This window comes from Sphingobium sp. CFD-2 (assembly GCF_024611135.1).
GTDB lineage: Bacteria > Pseudomonadota > Alphaproteobacteria > Sphingomonadales > Sphingomonadaceae > Sphingobium > Sphingobium fuliginis.
The window spans coordinates 1,683,055-1,702,544 of sequence record NZ_CP084405.1 but is presented as its reverse complement, the minus strand read 5'-3'; the positions used below and the strand labels follow the sequence as shown (position 1 = coordinate 1,702,544).

At 64.3% G+C, this 19,490-nt stretch carries 20 protein-coding genes; 9 read left to right on the top strand and 11 right to left on the bottom strand.

The window, feature by feature from the left end:
• Positions 1-122: 122 nt before the first annotated feature.
• Entirely contained in the window at positions 123-911 is a 789-nt protein-coding gene (locus LDB29_RS08160) for an ATP-binding cassette domain-containing protein (RefSeq protein ID WP_257556993.1), read from the top strand.
• Between the two features lie 147 nt (positions 912-1,058).
• Positions 1,059-2,321 carry an MgtC/SapB family protein gene (locus LDB29_RS08155; RefSeq protein WP_210766563.1) on the top strand — a complete coding sequence of 421 codons (1,263 nt, stop codon included), beginning with the start codon at positions 1,059-1,061 and terminating at the stop codon, positions 2,319-2,321.
• A gap of 162 nt (positions 2,322-2,483) precedes the next feature.
• On the opposite strand, the gene LDB29_RS08150 is transcribed toward LDB29_RS08155, so the two are convergent.
• On the bottom strand, positions 2,484-2,726 hold the full coding sequence (locus LDB29_RS08150; RefSeq protein ID WP_030091400.1) for a YdcH family protein: 243 nt from the start codon (positions 2,724-2,726) through the stop codon (positions 2,484-2,486).
• 91 nt (positions 2,727-2,817) lie between these two features.
• A complete protein-coding gene (locus tag LDB29_RS08145) occupies positions 2,818-4,419 on the bottom strand; it encodes an MBL fold metallo-hydrolase (RefSeq protein WP_030091401.1) in 1,602 nt (533 codons plus the stop codon).
• A gap of 216 nt (positions 4,420-4,635) precedes the next feature.
• On the opposite strand from LDB29_RS08145, the gene LDB29_RS08140 reads away from it, so the two are divergent.
• On the top strand, positions 4,636-4,863 hold the full coding sequence (locus LDB29_RS08140; protein ID WP_030091402.1) for a hypothetical protein: 228 nt from the start codon (positions 4,636-4,638) through the stop codon (positions 4,861-4,863).
• On the opposite strand, the gene LDB29_RS08135 is transcribed toward LDB29_RS08140, so the two are convergent.
• Both LDB29_RS08135 and LDB29_RS08130 read right to left on the bottom strand, forming a co-directional pair.
• Positions 4,841-5,215, bottom strand: a complete 375-nt coding sequence (locus tag LDB29_RS08135; protein ID WP_030091403.1) for a helix-turn-helix transcriptional regulator — start codon at positions 5,213-5,215, stop codon at positions 4,841-4,843. The genes LDB29_RS08140 and LDB29_RS08135 overlap by 23 nt on opposite strands.
• Complete coding sequence (locus LDB29_RS08130; RefSeq protein WP_030091404.1) at positions 5,212-5,877, bottom strand: peroxiredoxin; 666 nt, start codon at positions 5,875-5,877, stop codon at positions 5,212-5,214. Before LDB29_RS08130 ends, LDB29_RS08135 begins: the two co-directional genes overlap by 4 nt.
• A 106-nt stretch (positions 5,878-5,983) precedes the next feature.
• Between LDB29_RS08130 and trxC the strand changes: the two genes are divergently transcribed.
• The 6 genes from trxC to LDB29_RS08100 all read left to right on the top strand — a co-directional run bounded on the left by trxC (position 5,984) and on the right by LDB29_RS08100 (position 10,232).
• On the top strand, positions 5,984-6,427 hold the full coding sequence (gene trxC / locus LDB29_RS08125) for a thioredoxin TrxC (RefSeq protein WP_021246250.1): 444 nt from the start codon (positions 5,984-5,986) through the stop codon (positions 6,425-6,427).
• Positions 6,428-6,636: 209 nt separating this feature from the next.
• Positions 6,637-7,281, top strand: coding sequence for a peroxiredoxin (locus LDB29_RS08120; RefSeq protein ID WP_021690804.1), 645 nt, complete (start codon positions 6,637-6,639; stop codon positions 7,279-7,281).
• Between the two features lie 71 nt (positions 7,282-7,352).
• Entirely contained in the window at positions 7,353-8,273 is a 921-nt protein-coding gene (locus LDB29_RS08115; protein WP_021246252.1) for an MBL fold metallo-hydrolase, read from the top strand.
• Between the two features lie 4 nt (positions 8,274-8,277).
• Positions 8,278-9,066, top strand: coding sequence for a sulfite exporter TauE/SafE family protein (locus tag LDB29_RS08110; protein ID WP_021246253.1), 789 nt, complete (start codon positions 8,278-8,280; stop codon positions 9,064-9,066).
• 28 nt (positions 9,067-9,094) lie between these two features.
• Positions 9,095-9,955, top strand: a complete 861-nt coding sequence (locus LDB29_RS08105) for a class I SAM-dependent methyltransferase (RefSeq protein WP_021246254.1) — start codon at positions 9,095-9,097, stop codon at positions 9,953-9,955.
• 25 nt (positions 9,956-9,980) lie between these two features.
• Entirely contained in the window at positions 9,981-10,232 is a 252-nt protein-coding gene (locus LDB29_RS08100) for a hypothetical protein (protein WP_021246255.1), read from the top strand.
• On the opposite strand, the gene LDB29_RS08095 is transcribed toward LDB29_RS08100, so the two are convergent.
• From LDB29_RS08095 to LDB29_RS08065, 7 genes are all read right to left on the bottom strand, one after another.
• Complete coding sequence (locus tag LDB29_RS08095; protein WP_021690801.1) at positions 10,226-10,942, bottom strand: energy transducer TonB; 717 nt, start codon at positions 10,940-10,942, stop codon at positions 10,226-10,228. The two genes, LDB29_RS08100 and LDB29_RS08095, sit on opposite strands and share 7 nt — an antisense overlap.
• Before the next feature lie 6 nt (positions 10,943-10,948).
• Entirely contained in the window at positions 10,949-13,141 is a 2,193-nt protein-coding gene (locus LDB29_RS08090) for a TonB-dependent receptor (RefSeq protein ID WP_096362195.1), read from the bottom strand.
• A 109-nt stretch (positions 13,142-13,250) separates the two neighbouring features.
• Positions 13,251-13,649, bottom strand: a complete 399-nt coding sequence (locus LDB29_RS08085) for a DUF2946 family protein (protein WP_021246258.1) — start codon at positions 13,647-13,649, stop codon at positions 13,251-13,253.
• Between the two features lie 60 nt (positions 13,650-13,709).
• Complete coding sequence (locus tag LDB29_RS08080) at positions 13,710-14,948, bottom strand: TolC family protein (protein WP_021246259.1); 1,239 nt, start codon at positions 14,946-14,948, stop codon at positions 13,710-13,712.
• Positions 14,948-15,247, bottom strand: a complete 300-nt coding sequence (locus LDB29_RS08075; RefSeq protein ID WP_021246260.1) for a DUF3240 family protein — start codon at positions 15,245-15,247, stop codon at positions 14,948-14,950. Before LDB29_RS08075 ends, LDB29_RS08080 begins: the two co-directional genes overlap by 1 nt.
• Positions 15,240-18,311 (bottom strand): efflux RND transporter permease subunit, encoded by a 3,072-nt coding sequence (locus LDB29_RS08070; RefSeq protein WP_257556179.1) that lies wholly within the window; start codon positions 18,309-18,311, stop codon positions 15,240-15,242. Before LDB29_RS08070 ends, LDB29_RS08075 begins: the two co-directional genes overlap by 8 nt.
• 9 nt (positions 18,312-18,320) lie before the next feature.
• Complete coding sequence (locus tag LDB29_RS08065) at positions 18,321-19,433, bottom strand: efflux RND transporter periplasmic adaptor subunit (protein WP_021246262.1); 1,113 nt, start codon at positions 19,431-19,433, stop codon at positions 18,321-18,323.
• Positions 19,434-19,490 lie beyond the last annotated feature (57 nt).

Sequence of the window (19,490 nt, the reverse complement as noted above, 5' to 3'; positions counted from 1 at the left end):
AAAGACCATCCGTGTGTTGGCGACCCCCACTCGGGCTACGCCCTCGCGGCGCTCGCCAGCACACGGATCACCCGGCCTGATTTTGCGCCGCCCAATGGCCGACTTTTACTCCGCCGTTGACAGTGCTTGCCGTGCTGGCGGCGGCGGGTGCGATCGAGGCCCTTTCCGGCTATGTGCGCGGCGTATCGCGAAGCGCGCTGGTCGCGGCCGCCCTCTCGCGATTGGAGGGCATGGCGGGTCAACCCTCTGCGCTTGTCCGCAAGGCGACGGCATCCATGGCGCCCGCGCGGAGCATTGCCTTTGATCGGGACGGCCTGCATGTCCGGATCGTGGCGGGCGAGCGCTTGGGGATTTCAGGCAAATCCGGCAGCGGCAAGACCAGCCTTCTGGAAACGCTCGCTGGTATTCGGCCCGCTGGCGAGCATTGTGGCATTGCTCTTGATGACCAGCTTCTTGCTTCCCTGCCGTCCGAGGACGTGCGAGCGGCATTCGCGCTCTCGCCCCAGGATGCCCAGCTCCTGTCGGGAACCATCCGCGACAATTTGCGTGTGGCGCGCCCCGGCCTCAGCGACGAACGGCTTTGGGCGGCGCTGGAAGTCGCCTGCCTCGCTGTCGATATTCGCGCGATGCCGCATGGGCTTGACCAATGGGTCGGCGACGGCGGAGCGCGGTTGTCGGGCGGCCAGCGCAAGCGGTTGTCGATCGCCCGCGCCTTGCTTGCCGGCAGGCCGTGGCTGCTGCTCGACGAGCCGAGCGAGGGGTTGGACATGGCGACGGAGGCGCGGCTTGCGGGCCACCTCGACGCGTGGCTTCGCGAGACAGGGACCGGAGTCGTGGTGGTGAGTCATCGACCGACCTTCTTGAGTCTCGTCGGCAAGGGTCGAACAATCAACTTGAAGGATCGCCGCTAATATAGGGATATCTGTAGCTGGCCTGGGGGCGGATCGATTTGGCGCGCGTAATCAAATCCATTCAATCCACGTCGCGCATAAGGAGGAGCCTATCTGCCGCGTTCATACTACCGTTCCCGATCGATTACCTTGCCGTGGAGTGATCATTTGATATCGCTTGATATGGAACTGCTTCGTTCGCTTGCTGCGGCGCTCGCGGTAGGCGTGCTGATCGGTATCGAGCGAGGCTGGCGGCAGCGCGAGGCAGCGGATGGCAGCCGGGTCAGCGGTTTGCGCACCTTTGGCCTGCTCGGTCTTGCCGGCGGCCTTGCCAGCCATATGCCCGAAAGCCTTGCGGCGGTAATCGGGCTGGCGGTCACTGCCAGCCTGGTTCTTGGATATCGCAGCGAACAAGCCCGCACGGCCAGCCTGTCCATCACCAATACGTTGGTCGGCATTATCACCTTCGCCTTGGGATATATGGCCGGGCAGGGCCTGGTGAGCGAGACGCTGGCCGTCGCGGCGGTAACCACCTTGATCCTGACGCTCAGGCAGCAATCCCACGCCATGCTCAAAGGGATGAGCCACAAGGAGGTCGAATCGATCGCCACGTTCGCGATCGTCGCGTTGGTCATCCTGCCGCTGCTGCCGGATGCGAGCTACGGCCCCTTTGAGGCCTGGAACCCGCGGCAAATCTGGATGGTCGTCGTCGTCGTGCTCGGACTCTCCTTCGCCGGCTATGTCGCCAGTCGTCGGCTCGGCGCGGACAAGGGGGTCATGATAACCGCTTTGTTCGGGGCATTGGTATCGTCCACGGCGGTCACTGTTGCCTATGCCCGGCGTTTGCGCGCCAATGATGGTCCGCAAGGCCCCTTGATTGCTGGTATTGCGCTCGCCTCGCTCGTGATGTTCGCGCGCGTCCAGATACTCTCTTTTACCCTCATCCCCTACGCCAGCACATCGCTCGCGCTTGCAATGGTTCCGGCTTTCGTCGTCGGCGGTCTGACAACCCTTCTGGCGCTACGCTCCAAGGTGGATGGTGATGGCGCCAGCGAGGTGAAGCTGGGCAATCCGCTGGATTTCGGGCCGGCGCTTCTGCTGGCGGGCGCGGTTGCGTTGATTGCTGTCCCGGCACGTTGGGCGCTCGCGCGGTTCGGCGATCAGGGCATTGTCGTTGTGCTTGGCCTTACGGGCATGTGGGATGTGGACGCAGCCGTACTCACGCTCGCGGGGCTGCCTGAGGATATGCTGAAACCCGACACGGCCGGACTGGTGCTTGCGGTGCCCGTGCTCGCCAACACGATGTGGAAGGCTGTACTCACGCTGGTACTGGCAGGGCCATCAAAGCAAGGCTGGAAGGCGTCCGGCCCACTCTTCGCATCAGTTCTGGCATCTGCTGCCGGTATCGCCGCGCTCATGGTGTTTCGCTAGGAGCGATGAGCGGGCAGCTCGTGACTGGTTCGAAGCTGGTTCAGGTCCATTCCTGAGCGGGGATGCGCGCTTTCGTTGCTGGCCGTGAATTTGTGGCGACGCAGAGCCATGGCCGGCTATTGTCGTAAGGGCCGAACGCGCGGCATCCGGCCCTTGGGCAGATCAGGCGGCCTGCGACAGGGCTTCGGCGATCTGATCCTTGATCGCGAGGCGGCGCTTGCGAAGTTCGGTCTCGTGATCTTGCGAGGTCGGTTCGATATTGGTTTCAGCCACGTGGATTTCGTCATTCACGACATCATAATCGAGAAGAAGCTGCGCGAAGCGAGAGTCCGAAGCCTTCAAGGCGTGAATCTTGTCCATCTGACCGGGGAATTCCTCGCTCAGGGTGTGGGGGGTATTCGACATAATTACTCCTTTGATGAAACTATGATATATAGCGAATTCGCGGGTGGCCGCACCCGTTTATGTCTGGGGCTGGTCACTTTGTTTTCGCCGATCAGCTCGATCGGCTCTTACGATGCTCGCGATAGGCCTGATAGGAATGCAGAATCTCGGCCATGCGGGCGAGTGCCTCGCGCCGGCCCGACGCGCTCTCGATATTCTGCAGTTCTTTTTTCAGATGGGTCGAAAAATCCGCATAGTCATTCTGCCAATCGCGGCCGACAGCCTCCTGTAGTTCCGGCTTTCCGGTCTTCAGGCGCTTGGACGGGGCGCGTGACGGCAGTGAATAGGTTTCCCCGATCTTCGGCGTGACAATCGATGCCGCGGCATCGTCCGCCTGCATCAGGCGGCGGAACGTCTCGATCGAGCCCTCTTCGCCGTGTCCCAGGAACAGGCTGCCATCGATCGGCTTCCGCGCCCTTATCCAGCGCTGCAGATCCTTCTGGTCGGCATGCGCCGAATAAGTGTCGATCCGCCGGATCTGCGCGCGCACCGCGACGTCCTGCCCCCAGATGCGCACGCGGTTCGCGCCATCGAGGATTGTCCGGCCAAGGGTGCCTGCGGCCTGGAAACCGACGAACAGGATCGTCGATTCACGGCGGCCGAGATTGTACCGCAGATGGTGACGGATGCGTCCCGCTTCGCACATGCCGGATGCCGCCATGATGATGGCTCCGGACATGTCGTTGAGCCGCATCGATTCCATCGTGCTGGCAGTGTAGTGGAACGAGGGGTGACGGAAGATTTCACCCGAGCCCATGTCTTCGAGTTCCCCGGCATGTTTGGCGAACACCTCTGTCGCGCGGGTCGCAAGTGGCGAATCGATGAACACCTGCGGATGCGCCAGGCGTCCGGTGTTGATCAGGGTCGCGATATCGAGGAGCAATTCCTGGGTGCGTTCGAGCGCGAAAACGGGAATGACGAGGTTGCCGCCGCGCGTAAGCGCTGCATTGATCTCGGCTTCCAGCAAAGTCCGGCGCTGCTCGATCGTCACGTCCTCGCGGACGCGGTCGCCATAGGTGCTCTCGCAGAACACATGATCGAGTCCTGCCGGACCCTCGGGATCGGCATGAAAGGCCTTGTGGTCTGGACCCAGGTCGCCGGAGAAGAGCAAGTGCACGCCACCGACCTCGATCTCCACGGATGTGGAACCCAGGATATGGCCCGCATTCCACAAGCGCGCCCGAAAACCGGCGGCAGGTGCGAACCAGTCGTGCAGCGCTACTGTCTCGACCTGTTCATAGGCCGCTTTGGAATCCGCTTCGGTATAGATCGGTTCGATCGGCTCCTCGTCCCGGCGATCCTGCCGTCGATTGCGGCGCTCCGCATCGCCCTCCTGAATTCGTCCGGCGTCGGGCAGCATGTAATACAGAAGGTCGCGGGTTTGCGGTGTCGCGAAGATCGGCCCGCGATACCCTTCCGCCGTGAGCCTGGGCAGCAGGCCGCTATGGTCGATATGCGCGTGCGTCAGGACAACGGCGTCGATCTTGCGCACGTCGAACGCGAAGGGGTCGCGATTGAGTGTTTCCAGCGTCCGGGATCCCTGGAACAAGCCGCAATCTATGAGGATCGTCTTTCCGCCATGGCGTAGTTCCATGCAGGAACCAGTGACTGTGCCGGCAGCGCCGTGGAAGGTTATGGTGGGTACGCTACTCATCGGTCCTCTCATTCTCTCGCCGGCGGTCCAATAGGCTGGTTATGCGCGGGTCGCAGGCCAATCATCTGTAAACTCGCCGATCTTCGTCTGTCCTTACGTATGGTTCCGAATTTGATCGGTGAAGCCCGGATCGATAGTGGCGCTGAGATTGATTCCATGGAGTTCTTGCAAGGACGTGGGCGACGTCCGCGAACTGGTTGAGCTCAAGCAGGGAAAATGGAGGACGATGCCGCCCTCGAAGGCCAGACCTCGCTTCTTGACCGCGAAATTGCTCCCATGAGCCGGGCGCTGGAGCGGATCAGGCGAGGCGCTTACGGCGAATGCTTGCAGTTATGGTATTCCACAAGCCTCGAAATGCTCTCTAACGTTGCAGCGATGATGTTCAGAACTTTCTTGGAAGACATCGTCCAGGACAATATCGTCACAAAATCTTGGCGAAGGTAGCGACCGATCCCTGGGGAAAAGGTCGCTTTGTTTTCGCGGCAGTGTCTCCTCTATTTATCGGAGTTCCCGCTAGAGCGCATAGCAATTTCGCTGTTCCCTCCATATTGGCCGATACGATGCTATAGAAAACGAGTTTCGCATCGCGGCGCGTCTGAACCAGTTCCGCCTTGCGCAAAATTGCGAGTTGTTGGGACAGGCCCGGTTGACCGATGCCGGTGAGGGCTTCGAGTTCGCCTACAGACTTCTCGCCATGTTCGAGGAGCGTCCGCAGGAGCTTCAGGCGGACGTCATGGGCGATCGCCTTGAGGACGCTGGCAGCCTCTTCAAGCTGCGTATCGGTGAAAGTCATCACTTGCCTGTCTTCCCATGCTTGTCGGGCTGCGTGCGGTGGAACCAGCAGCCATCGCCCGCCGCATCGAGCGCACCGTGCTGGTCCTGATAGGGCGGAAGAAGCACGTCATCGCCGGGATGCCAGCCTTCGGGGGTCACTATGTTGTCGTTGTCGACCCGTTGCAGCGCGGTCAGGACTCGAAGCAGCTCCTCCACCGATCGCCCGATGGTGGCTGGATAGCAGAGCTTGGCGCGGACAATGCCTTCGGGGTCGATGAAGAAGGTCGAGCGCAGCGTGGCCGCGTCGGGGGCGTTGTCCGCGAGCATTCCATAGGCGCGGCCGATCACCATCGAGGGATCTTCGACGATCGGGAAAGCGATGGTCACGCCGAAATGCTCGCGGATCGCCCTGATCCATCCGAGATGGGAATAGAGGCTGTCGACCGACACCGCGACCAGGTCGCAGCCGAGCGCCTTGAACCGATCGCTGGCGCGCGAGAGGGCGACGAATTCACTGGTGCAAACCGGCGTAAAATCGGCGGGATGAGAGAACAGCAGTACCCAGCGGCCGCGATGGCCGGACAGGGTCATGTCGCCCATCGTCGTGCGGGCGCGGAAATCAGGCGCGGGATCGCCGATCTGGATAGGGGAGCACACGGCATTGTCGTCTGCGTTCGAGTTCAACTTTCTCACTCCTGCAGAGAGGCAAGTCTTGAACCCTCTCCCTTACACGGTTACATCATGCGGGTAAACGATTAAGCGGTATTGGCGTTCCACAGGAGAGAAGCGCATGTCCGATGTCCCGCTGGTAGCCTGCCCGGTTTGCGCGAGCATCAACCGCGTTCCTGCAGCGAAGATCGGCGCGGCGCCAATTTGCGGGAAATGCGGAATGCCGCTTTTCCAGGGACAGCCGGTCGATGTCGACCAGGCGGCATTCGATCGGCATGTAGGTCGCGGAAGCCTGCCGGTTCTCGTCGATTTCTGGGCGAGCTGGTGCGGACCTTGCCGCGCCATGGCGCCGGCGTTCAAGGCGGCCGCTGCGGAGCTGGAGCCGCATGTCCGGCTCCTGAAGGTCGATACCGAAGCTGAGCAGGGTATTGCCGGGCGCTACCGCATTCAGTCGATTCCGACGCTGATCCTGTTCAGGGGTGGCCGCGAGGTCGCCCGACAGGCCGGGGCGATGGACCGTGCGCGACTCGTCGCCTGGACAAGGCAGGCGCTCGTCACCGCCTGATTCGGGGTGTGATGACCCCATACTTAGCATAAACGATGCTTTGACGTGTTCGCGCCTCTGGTCCCGTGCGCTGCGAATCCGGCCTAATTCGGCCGATTGCAGAAGTGATTGAAAAATCCGATCAAAGGAATTAGATTTATCGTGTTATCACGATTAATAGAAATGTGTATTCAATATCTGTCACTCACTCAGTCATAGGAGACGATAAAATGACAGACCAGGTCACTCCCTCCATGCCGCGGATCAACGAACCCGCGCCTGCCTTCAAGGCCAAGACGACCCACGGCGAACGCTCGCTCGACGATTACAAGGGCAAGTGGCTCGTTCTCTTTTCCCACCCCGCCGACTTCACGCCGGTCTGCACGACCGAATTCATGGGCTTCGCCAAGGCCGCCGACCGCTTCAAGGCGCTCAACTGCGAACTGCTGGGCCTCTCCATCGACTCGGTGCATTCGCACATCGCCTGGATGCGCAGCATCGAGGAGAAGTTCGGCGTCGAGATCCCGTTCCCGATTATCGACGATCTGTCGATGAACGTCGCCAAGGCCTTCGGCATGATCCATCCCGGTGCCTCGGACACCTCGGCCGTTCGCGCCACCTTCATCATCGACCCCGAAGGCATTGTCCGCGCGATGGTCTATTATCCGATGTCGAACGGCCGCTCGGTCGATGAATTCGTCCGCCTGCTCACCGCGCTCCAGACGTCCGACGCCAACAAGGTGGCGACGCCTGAAAACTGGCAGCCCGGCGAGCCGGTGATCGTGCTGCCGCCCGCGACGGCTGAAGCCGCCAGGGCCCGCAAGGACGAAGGTTACGACTACACCGATTGGTATTTCAGCAAGAAGACCCTCTGAGGCAGCTGGGCCGGCTTCGCGTCCCAAGTGCGAAGCCGGTACGCCGGGCCAGACAGGAAAGGACAAGGCCCATGGCCGACCCGCAAATCCGTGAAGCCACCCGCATCGTCGAGGCCGCGAGTAATGCGCGGCCCGCGGTCATCCGCAGCTTCTTCGACGAGGACACGTTTACCGTGACCCACGTCATCTCAGATCCCGCCACGGCCAAGGCCGCGATCATCGATAGCGTGCTCGATTTCGATCCGGCTTCGGGGCGCACCTCCTTCGCGTCGGCCGACAAGGTGATCGACTATATCCGGAGCGAAGGGCTCGAGGTCGAATGGCTGCTGGAGACGCACGCCCATGCCGACCATCTGTCGGCCGCGCCCTATCTTCAGGAGAAGCTGGGCGGCACGCTGGCGATCGGTCGCCATATTCTCACCGTGCAGGAGGTCTTCGGCAAGATCTTCAACGAGGGAACGCGCTTTGCTCGCGACGGCTCGCAGTTCGACCGGCTGTTCGATGACGGCGACCGTTTCAGGGTCGGCTCGATCGAGGCGATCGCGCTGCATGTGCCGGGCCATACGCCCGCCGACATGACCTATGTGATCGGCGATGCGGCGTTCATCGGCGACACGCTGTTCATGCCCGACTACGGCACGGCCCGCGCTGACTTCCCGGGCGGCGATGCGCGCACGCTTTATCGGTCGATCCGCCGCCTGCTGTCGCTCCCCGATCAGACCGGCCTTCATCTTTGCCACGACTACAAGGCCCCCGGGCGCGATACCTATGCCTGGGAAACGTCGGTCGGCGAGGAGCGAGAGCATAATGTCCATGTTCGCGACGGGGTGAGCGAGGACCAGTTCGTCGCCATGCGCGAGGCGCGCGATGCGACGCTCGGGATGCCGCGCCTCATTCTGCCGTCCATCCAGGTCAACATGCGCGGCGGCCACCTGCCCGAGCCGGAAGACAATGGCATGCGCTACCTCAAGCTGCCGATAAACGCGCTGTAAGGCCATGGCACTCGAACCCATCCAATATCTGCTTGGTGCCGGATCGGGCTCGCTCGTCGGATTCACGCTGGGGCTGGTGGGCGGTGGGGGCTCAATCCTCGCCGTCCCGCTCATGGTCTATCTGGTCGGCGTCGCCTCGCCGCATGTCGCGATCGGCACCAGCGCGCTGGCGGTCGCCGCCAATGCCGGGGCCAATCTCGTTCCCCACGCGCGCCAGCGGACGATCAAATGGCGTTGCGCCGGCATGTTCGCCGCCGCTGGTGTCGCCGGCGCCTATGCCGGATCGACGCTCGGTAAAGCGTTCGATGGACAGAAGCTGCTGTTCCTGTTCGCTCTGCTGATGGTCCTGGTTGGCGGGCTGATGCTAAAAAGCCGGGGCGATCCCGGCAATCCCGATGTCCAATGCCGGCGCGAGAATGCGCCCAAGGTGATCGGTTATGGGGCCGCCACTGGTCTCTTTTCCGGGTTCTTCGGCATCGGCGGGGGCTTCCTGATCGTGCCGGGACTGATGGCTTCGACCGGGATGCCGATGCGCAACGCCGTCGGATCGTCGCTGGTCGCCGTCACCGCTTTTGGTCTGACTGCCGCGCTCAACTATGCCCTTTCCGGCCTGGTTGATTGGGGGCTTGCTGCGGCGTTCATCGCCGGCGGCGTCATCGGCGGCCTTGTGGGCGCGGCGCTCTCTCGGCGGCTGTCGGCGCACAAGGGGGTGCTCAATACGATATTCGCACTGCTGATCTTTGCGGTTGCCGCCTACATGCTGTGGCAAAGCACCGCCGCGATCCTGGGCTGATTCTTGTAACGACGATGGGAATACATCGATGAACGATGCTGGGGAGAACAGGGAAGGTTTGGCCGCGCACGATTGGGCCGGCCAGGCGGGCATGCGTTGGCTCGCCCAGCTCGACCGCTTCGAAAGCATGATCGAGCCGATCGGCAGGGCGTTGCTTGCCCAGGCCGCATACAACTTCGGCGAAACGGTGGTCGATGTCGGATGCGGCGGTGGCTGGACCACGCGGCAGATCGCCACGGCCGTCGGCAACACCGGATTTGTGCTCGGCCTCGACATCTCACCCGATCTGGTGGGGATGGCCAGGGAACGGGCACAGCGCGCGGGCCTTGCCAATATCCGCTTTGAGCAGGGCGATGCCGCCACTGCGATGCCGAAAGAAGCGCCGTTCGATCGGCTGTTCTCGCGCTTCGGTTCGATGTTCTTCGCTGAGCCTTATCCCGCTTTCGCCAATCTGCGCCGGATGTTGCGCGATGGCGGGCGGCTCGACATCGCTGTCTGGGCGCCCATCGCTGACAATCCGTGGCAGCTTAGTGTCATGGGCATCATCAAGGAGCATATGGACCTGCCGACGCCGCAGTCGCGCGCGCCGGGACCATTCGCGCTCGGCGAGCAGGACTATGTGATCGACCTTCTCCAAAGCGCGGGTTTCTGCGAGGTCAGATTCGATGCCTGGACAGGTGAGCAGCGCGTGGGCGGCCCCGGCAGTGATCCCGAGAGCGCCGCTCGCTTCGTGCTTGAGGGGATGCAGATCGGCGATCTTGTTCGACAGAACGGGGCAGAGGTACGCAAGGCCATTCACCAGCATCTTGTCGAGCTGTTCGAGCGCCATTGCGATGAGAATGGCGTTCATATGGGGGCGAAGGCCTGGCTGGTGAGCGCACGGGCCTGAGAGCATTCAAGAAAAGGGTGATAATATGGCGCGCAAGAAGCTATCGCTTCGGCTTCCGGGGAAAGGTTCATCCGATGGTGACGCTGCCAATTCCGAGGAAATAGCGGCGGCGCTCGCACTGATCGAGACGCATGGGCAACGTGCCGGACAGGCTCTTGTCGATGAGGCGCAGGCTCCCATCAAGGCTCGCGACGATCACCGTGTTTTGTTTCTGGAACGTGTGCGCGTCGCCCTATTGACGATCGAGCCATCCTCGTCCGCCATGCGGCCTCAATGAAAGCTGAATGGTATCGTAAAGACCAACTGCTCGCTTTCCACGCCCATAGGCGGTGTTGGAAAAGGAGCAGCATTGCGCACCGTGCGGAGCGCCAGGCGATCGAGCGCGGCATTCCCGCTGCTGCCGGCCAGCTCGACGGCAATCAGCGCGCCGTCAGCCCCGACGATGAAGCGGACCGTTGCGACCCCGTCGAGGTGGATCCCCGCGGGCTTGCGCGCGGCTATTCGCGCCCAGAGCTGGCGCTGATAGGCCGCAAGCGCGGACTGTTTCTTATCATCCTGGGCTTGCGGCGGCGCGACCTCGGGTTCCGGCGCGGGCGGTCTGCTTACCGGCGCGACAGCGAACGGAGAGGCGATTGCTGGAGCAGCGGGTATAGGCGACGAAGCTGGTCCGCCTCTTTCTCCCGTCGTAGCCAGCTCAGGCGGGTGCGCAGGGCGCCGCTCCGGCGATAGGCGGGCCTCGTCTGTCCGCGATCGCGACAACGTTGAAGGCGGTGGTGACGGTGGCGACGGGGTAAACAACCGGAAGCGGCTCACCTGCACAGGCTGCGTCATTCGCAGCCGTCCCGATAGATTGGCATTGAGCGCCACTAGCACCAGCAGGCAGCATGACGCGGCGGCAAGGCCCGCGCCCAGGCGCTGCGACCAGGCCGAGGGCTGGCCATAGCCTGCCCTCGGCTCCTCGTTCATGTCGTGCGAGTTCGGGAGCATGGGCGCTCAAAACGCAATCGTGATCCCGGCGTTGACCGATCGCCCCCGGCCCGGAACCGGGCGGCGCACGCCGGTCGCCTTCAGATCGCCGAGCGACATGCCGCTAAGCGGAGCATAATAGGCCTTGTCGAACAGATTGTCGGCGCCGAGCGTCAGGCGAACCTTGTCGATGCGATAGGCGAGCTGGACATTGAGCAGCGCGTAGCTGCCCGTCCGCGGTTCGTTGCGGGTCGGATCGGCGCGATCCTTTTCCGTCACGATGTCGAGGTCAATCCGGGTTTCGAGGCCGCCGATCCGATGCTCGAGGCTCAGCGCCGCATTGAACGGCATCTGGTGATAGAGCGGTGCGTGGTCGGTCAGATTCTGGCCGTGCAGCCAGCTCGCGCGCGCGGTCAGACGCGCGGTGCCGGCCGACGACGATGACCATAGCGGCACGGCGCCCGATATGTCGATGCCGTAGATCTCTGCCTTCTGGTTGGCGAACTGCAATTGAACGAACCCGGTCGGACTGCCCATCATGTCGGTGAAGTCCGCCAGCTTAACGGCGTCGATATATTCGTCGACATGGGTGTAATAGGGCGCGATCTTGAACGACCAGCCATCCTTGCCGCCTCCGGAAATGGCCAGGGCGGCGCTCAGCGTATCGGCCTTTTCGGGGCGAAGGTCGAGGTTGCCGACATAGCCGTTCCCGTCGCCGAACCACCCGATCATGCGGCTCGCCATGCTGCCCCGGCCCCAGCTATAGCGCTCGTAGATATTGGGCGAGCGAACCTTGCGGGCATAGCCGATCTCGATATCCGCCCCGTCCGAAAGCGCGTAGCGGACCAGCAGGCTGCCGCTCCAATTGCTGTCGTGGCGCTTGCGGTCGGCCTTGTTGAACGCCGCTGCCGCCATGACATCGGCCATCTGCATCATGCCGGTGCCATAGGGCGCGACCTTGCCGGTGTTCATCCAGACCTGATCGTTACGGATGCCGGCGATGAGGGAGAAACCGCTATCCCAGCGCGTTTCCCACTCGAGGAAGGTGCCGAGCCGATCGCGCTTGGCCCCGTTGACGTTGATGAACGCATTCGGCCCCATCATCATATTGCCCACAACGGGCGGCCAATAGTCGTTGAGCCATTGATGCTGGAATTCGCTGCCCAGGCGCAGCGTGCCGCCGCCGAGCAATATATCCGCCTGGACGGTATAGCTCGCGCTGTGGACCTCCGTGTTCATCGGCATCCCGCCGGTCGCGGTCCCGCCCTTGTCGGCGAGGAAGTTCATGACGTGGTCGGTGTCGCGCCAGCTCGCCCGCACATCGAGATTGCCCCAATCGAAGACGCCGGCATAATGGCCGTTCAGGAACCATGATTTGTTGGACGTCATGTCCATATATTGGTTCGGGAAACCCTCATAGGGCGTGAAATGATAGCCGCCTTTCAGCTCGATCAGGCCGTTGCTGACTTGCGCTGCGAGATTGAGGCTGTGGTCGGTCTTGGCATATTCGCTGGACCGCACGCCCCCCAGCGAGCCGCCGCCCTTGAAATTGCCGGCCTGGGTATAGGAGCCGCTATAGGTCAGGCTGAGCCTGTCGCTTGCGGCCGTCACGGACAGCGCGCCGCCGAACCCGTCGCCATTGCTTCGATAGAAGGCCGATGCTTCGCCGGTCAGCAGCGTTTCGCCCTGTTTCGCAAAGCGGGGCGGAGCGCTCTCGACGCGAATGATCCCGCCGATGCTGTCGCCGCCATAGCTGACTGGCGAAACGCCGGTAATGACGTCGATCGCGCTCACGGTTTGCGGATCGGTGTAGGACAGGGGCGGATTCATATCGTTCGGACAGGCCGAGGCAATCGCCACGCCGTCGACCAGCACGGTCAAGCGCTGCGCTTCAAGGCCCCGGATCACCGGCAAGGTCGAGAAGCCCCCGGCCCCATAGCCGCTGACGCCGGGTACGCTTTGCAGGATCGCTGCGGTATCGCTCGAGCCGACCTGAAGGTCGCGCAGGCGCGAGGGGGAAAGCCGCTCACCCGAAACCGTCGACCCCGCCTCGCTCGCCGAGCTAACGTCGACCTCTGGCAGCGGCGTCCCGTCCTGGGCGAAGGCTCGCGAGATGGGGGCGCCCGCCAGCACAGCGACGAGTGCGGGAAAAGCGAAGCTCCCGGCGAGGCGAACCTTGAAAGTTGGTTGCTTGCTGGTGGAGCGAGCGAAGGCAGGCATGGTGGTTGCCGCGCAATGCGCGGAATCAAGCATAATCGTCATGTCGGAATCCTGATTCACATGCGGCGCCCCGGCGAGGGGCGCCCATCAACGGGGAATGTCGAAGGAATCAGGTGGTGGGAGGACCGATCGCCGGCGGGCGCAGATAGGTGCCGCGCCGGAGGACTATGCGGTTTGGACGCCGAAAAACCGTTGCGAGGATGAAGGCGAGGGCGACGGCTAGGAGCAGCGCATCGACGGCCGCGAGCGATGGCGAGGACAGGCCGGTAAAGGCGCAAGGCGCTTCCGCCTTCTTGTGCTCGTCATGGTCCTGCTCGCCGCCTTTGCTCGGCAACTTGATTGCGATCTTCTGAGGCCCTTGCCCCGAGCACAGCTGGACCAGGATCACGCCATTCGAGACGACCGGCATGAAACCCGCCGGCACCAACGCCTTCACGAGCAGCGCAGCGCCTAGCAGGAGCGCGCACAGCCAATGGTGCCGGACAAGGAATTTGCGAGCTTCGGTCACGCAGCATCCTCTAAGTGCAGGCTCGTTTCATGTCGAGAATGTTTGCTTGCCGTATGTTAGCTAGTCGTGCCCCGCTTCATCTGGTGCCCAGATGCTGTGGGAATCGATCTGGATCTTGAGCAGAGCACGATCGGCTTCGGAGCGCGCCTCGATTTCCATTCGGCGCGCGTCATTGGCCTGCCGGCGGGCATAGAGCATATCGGAGAGGTCGATCTGCCCGAGTTGGTAACCGCGCACCGTCCTTTCGGCGGCGTCGCCGGCGCTGCGCGCCGAAGCGTCGGCATTGCGCCAGGCATCGAGCCGGGTGTGCGCGTTGGAAAGGTCGGCATTGGCGGTCGCCTCGATGCTGCGCTGCACGGCCGCGAGTTCCATGCGCGCGGCATTGGCCTCGGCTGACGCCTGATCGGCTGCGGCTCTGCGATAGCCACCGCCGAGCGGGATTAAAGCCACCACGCCCGCGCCGGCTTCCGCGCCGCCGCGCTCGCTGAACAGGCGGACGCCGAAGCTCGGGTCTGCGATGCGATCCGCTCGCACCCGACGCGAAGTCACGTTCAGACGCTGCGCTTCCTTGTCGGCGGCGCGGATCTCGTGACTGCGCTCGATTACCAGGTCGCGCATCGCTTCCAGCCCCTGGGCGGGCAGCATGGGGTCGGCCAGTTCTGGTGGTTCGGAGGGGAGCGGGATTTCCGGAAAGGACGCTGCGAAGGTCACGCGCGCCTGTTCGCGCAGCGAGAGTGACGATGCGGCCTGCGCGCGCGCCTGAGCCAGCGCCGCCTGCGCCTGGTCGAGGTCGAGTTGGGCGGCGTCTCGCAGCGTGACCCGCCGCTTTATGGCGGCGATTGCCTCCTCCAGCCCGCGGACGCTGTCGAGATCGTTGCGATAATGGCTTCCCGCAGTGAGCCAGTCGTGCCAATAGCCGGCCAGCAGCAGCGCGGTTTGATGGCGGACATCCTCCATCTGGTTTTCCGCGACCTCAATGCCGAGCGCACCGGCTTCGCGGTCGAGCGCGGCCTTGCCCGGCAGGCGGAATGGGCGGCTGATTGTCGTATCGAATTCGTCGAACCCGCCTTCGCGATCGACGGTTCGGCGAATGTAGCTGCCGCTCACCGTCACTTCGTGGGGGCCTTTGCGCAGCATATCGCCGCGTGCCCGTGCGGCTTCGACGCGCGCAATTGCGGCGGCGACGCTGGGGTGATTGTCGAGCGCTTCGTTGACCTTGTCGGCAGGCGGCAGATCGGTATGCTGGGCCAGGGCAGGCGCGGCCGTCAGAAGGCCGAGAGCGGCGAGTACGATCCGCATCAGGCGATCCTTCCATGATCGAGCAGGGGCGTCGTGCGCCACCGGACCGGCAGATCGCGCCGCGCGTCTTTTACGGTGCGGAGCAGGTCGGGCACCGCGTCTGCGCTCACGATCAGTTCGAGCGTCGAACGCTTCAATTCGCCCGACACGCGCTCGGCGGTTCCCGCATCGCCAAAATCGCGACCTCGCACAGCTTCCCCGCGGACATGGATTGGCGTGGGGGAGACGGCGCGGATCGCGTCCACGAGAAGCTCGGTATCGCGGGTGGCGCAATGGAGGGTGAACAGCAGGTCAGGCATTAGCGGCCTCCCCGGCGCTTTCCCCGAAGCGCTCGAACAGGATCGGCAGTAGGACCAGCGTCAGCAAAGTGGAGGTAATGAGGCCGCCGATCACCACGATCGCGAGCGGCCGCTGGATCTCGGACCCCGGCCCGCTGGCGAACAGCAGGGGGACGAGGCCGAAGGCCGTGATGCCGGCAGTCATCAGCACCGGTCGCAGCCGACGCTGCGCGCCCAGGCGCACGGTCTCGGCCATACCCACCCCGTCGGCGCGCAACTGGCGGAAATAGGCCACCAGCACCAACCCATTGAGCACGGCGATGCCGAGCAGGGCGATGAACCCCACCGACGCCGGGACCGAGAGATACTCGCCCGACAGCCACAGCGAGATCAGCCCGCCGACCATCGCGAAGGGGATGTTGGAGAGGATCAGCAGCGCGGCGCGCAATGAGCGCAGCGCCGCCAGCAGGACGAGGAAGATCAACACCAGCGCTACGGGCACCACCATCATCAGCCGGGCCGATGCGCGCTGCTGGTTCTCGAACTGACCGCCCCAGACGATGCTGTAGCCTGCCGGTAGCCGTACCTTGGCGGTGACCTGCGCCTTCGCCTCATCGACATAGCCGACCAGATCGCGGCCGGAGACGAAGGCCTGCACCAGCGCGAAGCGCGAGCCGTTCTCGTGATCGAGCTTCACCGGTCCCTGCGTGCGCTCCACCCGCGCCATGTCGCTGACACGCGCCAGCGTGCCATCGGGCGTGCGCAATTGCAGGTCGGCGAAACGGGCCGGATCGCTCCGGATGCCGTCGTCACCGCGAATGACGATCGGAATGCGTTTCTGACCTTCGGCCACGACCCCGGACCGCACGCCCTCGACCTGTGCGCGCAGCGCGTCCTGGAACTGGTCGACCGGCATCCCGAACCGCCCCGCCGCCGCGCGGTCGATGTCGAGTTGGAGATAGTCCACATTGTCGTTGGCGACCGTCAGGACCTCCGATGAGCCGTGGATGCCGGACAGGATATCCTGGATCCGACCCGCGAGCTCGGCGAGCGTTGCGGTGTCAGGCCCGAAAATCTTGACCGCTAGATCGCCGCGCGCGCCGGTGAGCATCTCCGAGACGCGCATCTCGATCGGCTGGGTGAAACTCGATTGGATACCGGGCAGGCCGTCCAGCGCCTTGCGCATTTCCCCGACGACGAAATCCTTGTCCCCGCGCCATTGCGAGCGCGGCTTCAACTGGACGAAGCTGTCGGTCTCGTTCGGTCCCATCGGATCGAGACCGATCTCGTCGGAGCCGACGCGGGCGATCACGTCCTCCACCTCCGGCACGGTGCGGAGCGCGCGCTGCACCGCCATGTCGCCGGCCACCGATTGGTCCAGGCTGATCGAGGGCAGCTTGGTAAGCTGCACGATCACCGAGCCTTCGTCCATCGTCGGCATGAAGGTCTTCCCGGCCGCGCCATAAGCGAGGCCCGCCAGCACCAGCCCGGTGGCGGAGAGACCATAGACCAGCTTCTTGTGCGCGAACGCCGCGTCGAGCAGCGCCTGGTAGCGTGGGCCGATCTGCCGCATGATCCATGGCTCACCATGATGGCCGCTCCTGAGGCTGAAGGAGGCAAGGACCGGCACCAGCGTCAGGGCGAGCAGCAGGGAGCCCGCGAGCGCGAAGACGATGGTGAGCGCGACGGGCGCGAACAGCTTGCCCTCCAGCCCCTGCAGCGAAAGCAGGGGCAGGAACACGAGCGCGATGATGACGATGCCCGCCGACACCGGCACGATCACCTCGCTGGTTGCGCGGAATACGTGGTTGAGTCGGGGCGTGTCCTCGCCCTGGGCATGGCTCAGGCGCTCGACGACATTCTCGACCACCACCACCGCGCCGTCGACCAGCATCCCGATCGCGATGGCGAGCCCGCCGAGGCTCATGAGGTTCGCGGACAGCCCCATGCCGCGCATGAACAGGAAGGTGATGAGCGCGGCCATCGGCAGGGTCGCCGCGACGATCGTGGCCGCACGCCAGTCGCCGAGGAACAGGATCAGCAGCACGACGACCAGCACGGTCGCTTCCAGCAGCGCCTCCTCGACCGTGCCGACCGCGCGCCCGATCAGATCGGAGCGATCGTAGAAGACATGGATCTGCGTGCCTGCGGGCAAGCTGTGCTGAAGCCCGGCAAGCCGCGTCCGCACGCCATCGACCACCGCCCGCGCATCCGCGCCGCGCAGCGCGATCACCAGGCCCTCCACCGCCTCGGCCTTGCCGCCGCGCGTCACCGCCCCATAGCGGGTGAGGCTGCCGGTGCCGACTGTGGCGACGTCGCCCAGGCGGACGATGCGGCCGTCCCGGCTGGCGATGACCAGCGTTTGCAGATCCTCCACGCTGCGGATCGCGCCCACGGCTCGGACGATCAGCGATTCCTCGCCATCGGTCAGGCGCCCCGCGCCGTCATTGCGATTGCCGCTTTCGATCGCGGTGCGCAGATCGGAGATCGAGAGCTTCGCGCTCGCCAGCGCCACCGGATCAGGCCGGACCTCGAAGGTACGAACATAGCCGCCCAGCGCGTTCACGTCCGCGACGCCGGGCACTGTGCGCAGCGCCGGGCGGATCGTCCAGTCGAGCAGTTCGCGTTTCTGCTGGAGAGACAGCGGCCCTTCGATCGTGAACATGTAGACGTCGGACAGGGGCGTCGAGATCGGCGCGAGACCGCCGGTCACGGCAGCAGGCAGATCGCCCGTCACGCCCGCCAGCCGTTCGGCGACCTGTTGGCGCGCCCAGTAGATGTCGGTGCCGTCGGTAAAGTCGATGGTTATGTCGGCGATGGCATATTTGGCGCTCGAGCGCAGGATCGCCTGGTTGGGAATGCCGAGCATCTCCGTCTCGATCGGCGTGATGACGCGGCTCTCGACCTCCTCCGGCGTCATGCCGGGGGCTTTGAGGATCAGCTTCACCTGGGTCTGCGCGATGTTGGGATAGGCATCGACCGGCAAGTTGACAAAAGCCCAGACCCCGAGCCCGGCCGTGGCGGCGGCAAGGATCAGGACGAGCAGACGATAGGACAGCGCGGTGGCGACAAGCGAACGCAGCATCGGGAGAGCCTATTGCGCGGTGGCGAGCGCCTTGAGCGCGCTCGTACCGGAAACCACCACCTGTTCACCGGGCCTGATCCCGGAGAGCAGCACCGTGCGGCCATCACTGCCGCCGCCGCCGGTCACGGCGCGCACGGCAAAGCCGCCGCGCGCGGTCACGAACACAACCGGCTTGCCGTCGATCATGGTGACCGCCGTATCGGGCACGCTGACCGCGCCCGCCGGCGCCGGGCCGACGATGACGATGCTGGTTGCGCGCCCCGCGACAACACCGGGTCCGGCCGGAATCTCCGCCTTGAGGCCGGCCGAACGGGTCGCGGGATCGATGGCCGTTCCCACCGCGACGATCCGGCCGGTGAGGTTGGGAAGTAGCCGCACGCTCATGCCGGGGCGCACTTGCCCGATCAGCCGTTCGGGCAATTGGCCGACCACTTCATAGCGATCCGTCGCGTCGATCACATAGGGCGCGGTGGTGCCGTCCACCGGATTGCCGGTCTGGATGGAGGCGCTGGTGACGCGACCCGCGATAGGAGCCGTCAGCGTATAGGAGCCGCTGGCGCCATGACCGCCCACCATCGCCAGGATGCGCGACTTTTCCGAAACGTCGGCGCGAGCCTCGGCTGCGATGGCATTGGCTTCGTCAGCGCGCGCGCCTGCGATGATGCCTTCGCGGCTGAGCAGGGAGAGCCGCGCGGCATTGGCCTCGGCTACGCCACGCCGCGCGTTCGCGCGGCTGAGGTCCGCGCCGATCGTCAGCACGTCGCGGCTGGCGATGATCGCCAGCGGCTGGCCCCGCCGCACGCTGTCGCCCTCGACCACGAGAGTCCGCAACACGGTGCCGGGAAAGGTCGCGGCCACCGCCACCCGGGCGTTGGCGGGAGGCTCGATCATCGCGGGGATGGTGGCGAGCGCCGCATCCGCGGCTGCCGTCGCGGGCATAAGGCGGATACCCATCTGCGCGGCGCGGCGCGCATCCACCGCCAGGATCCCATCTGTCGGTTGGGCGTTGCTTGCCGGCGCGGAGTTGCCCGTCTCGACCGGTCGACTGGCGAACCACCACAGGCCTGATAGAATCAAAGCGATCGTCGCGGCGCCCGCAATGAGGGTGTATCGTCTGGACATGCGCTCGGGCTAGGGAGCGTTCCTGACCGAACCCTGACGGGATATGAGGATTGAAGA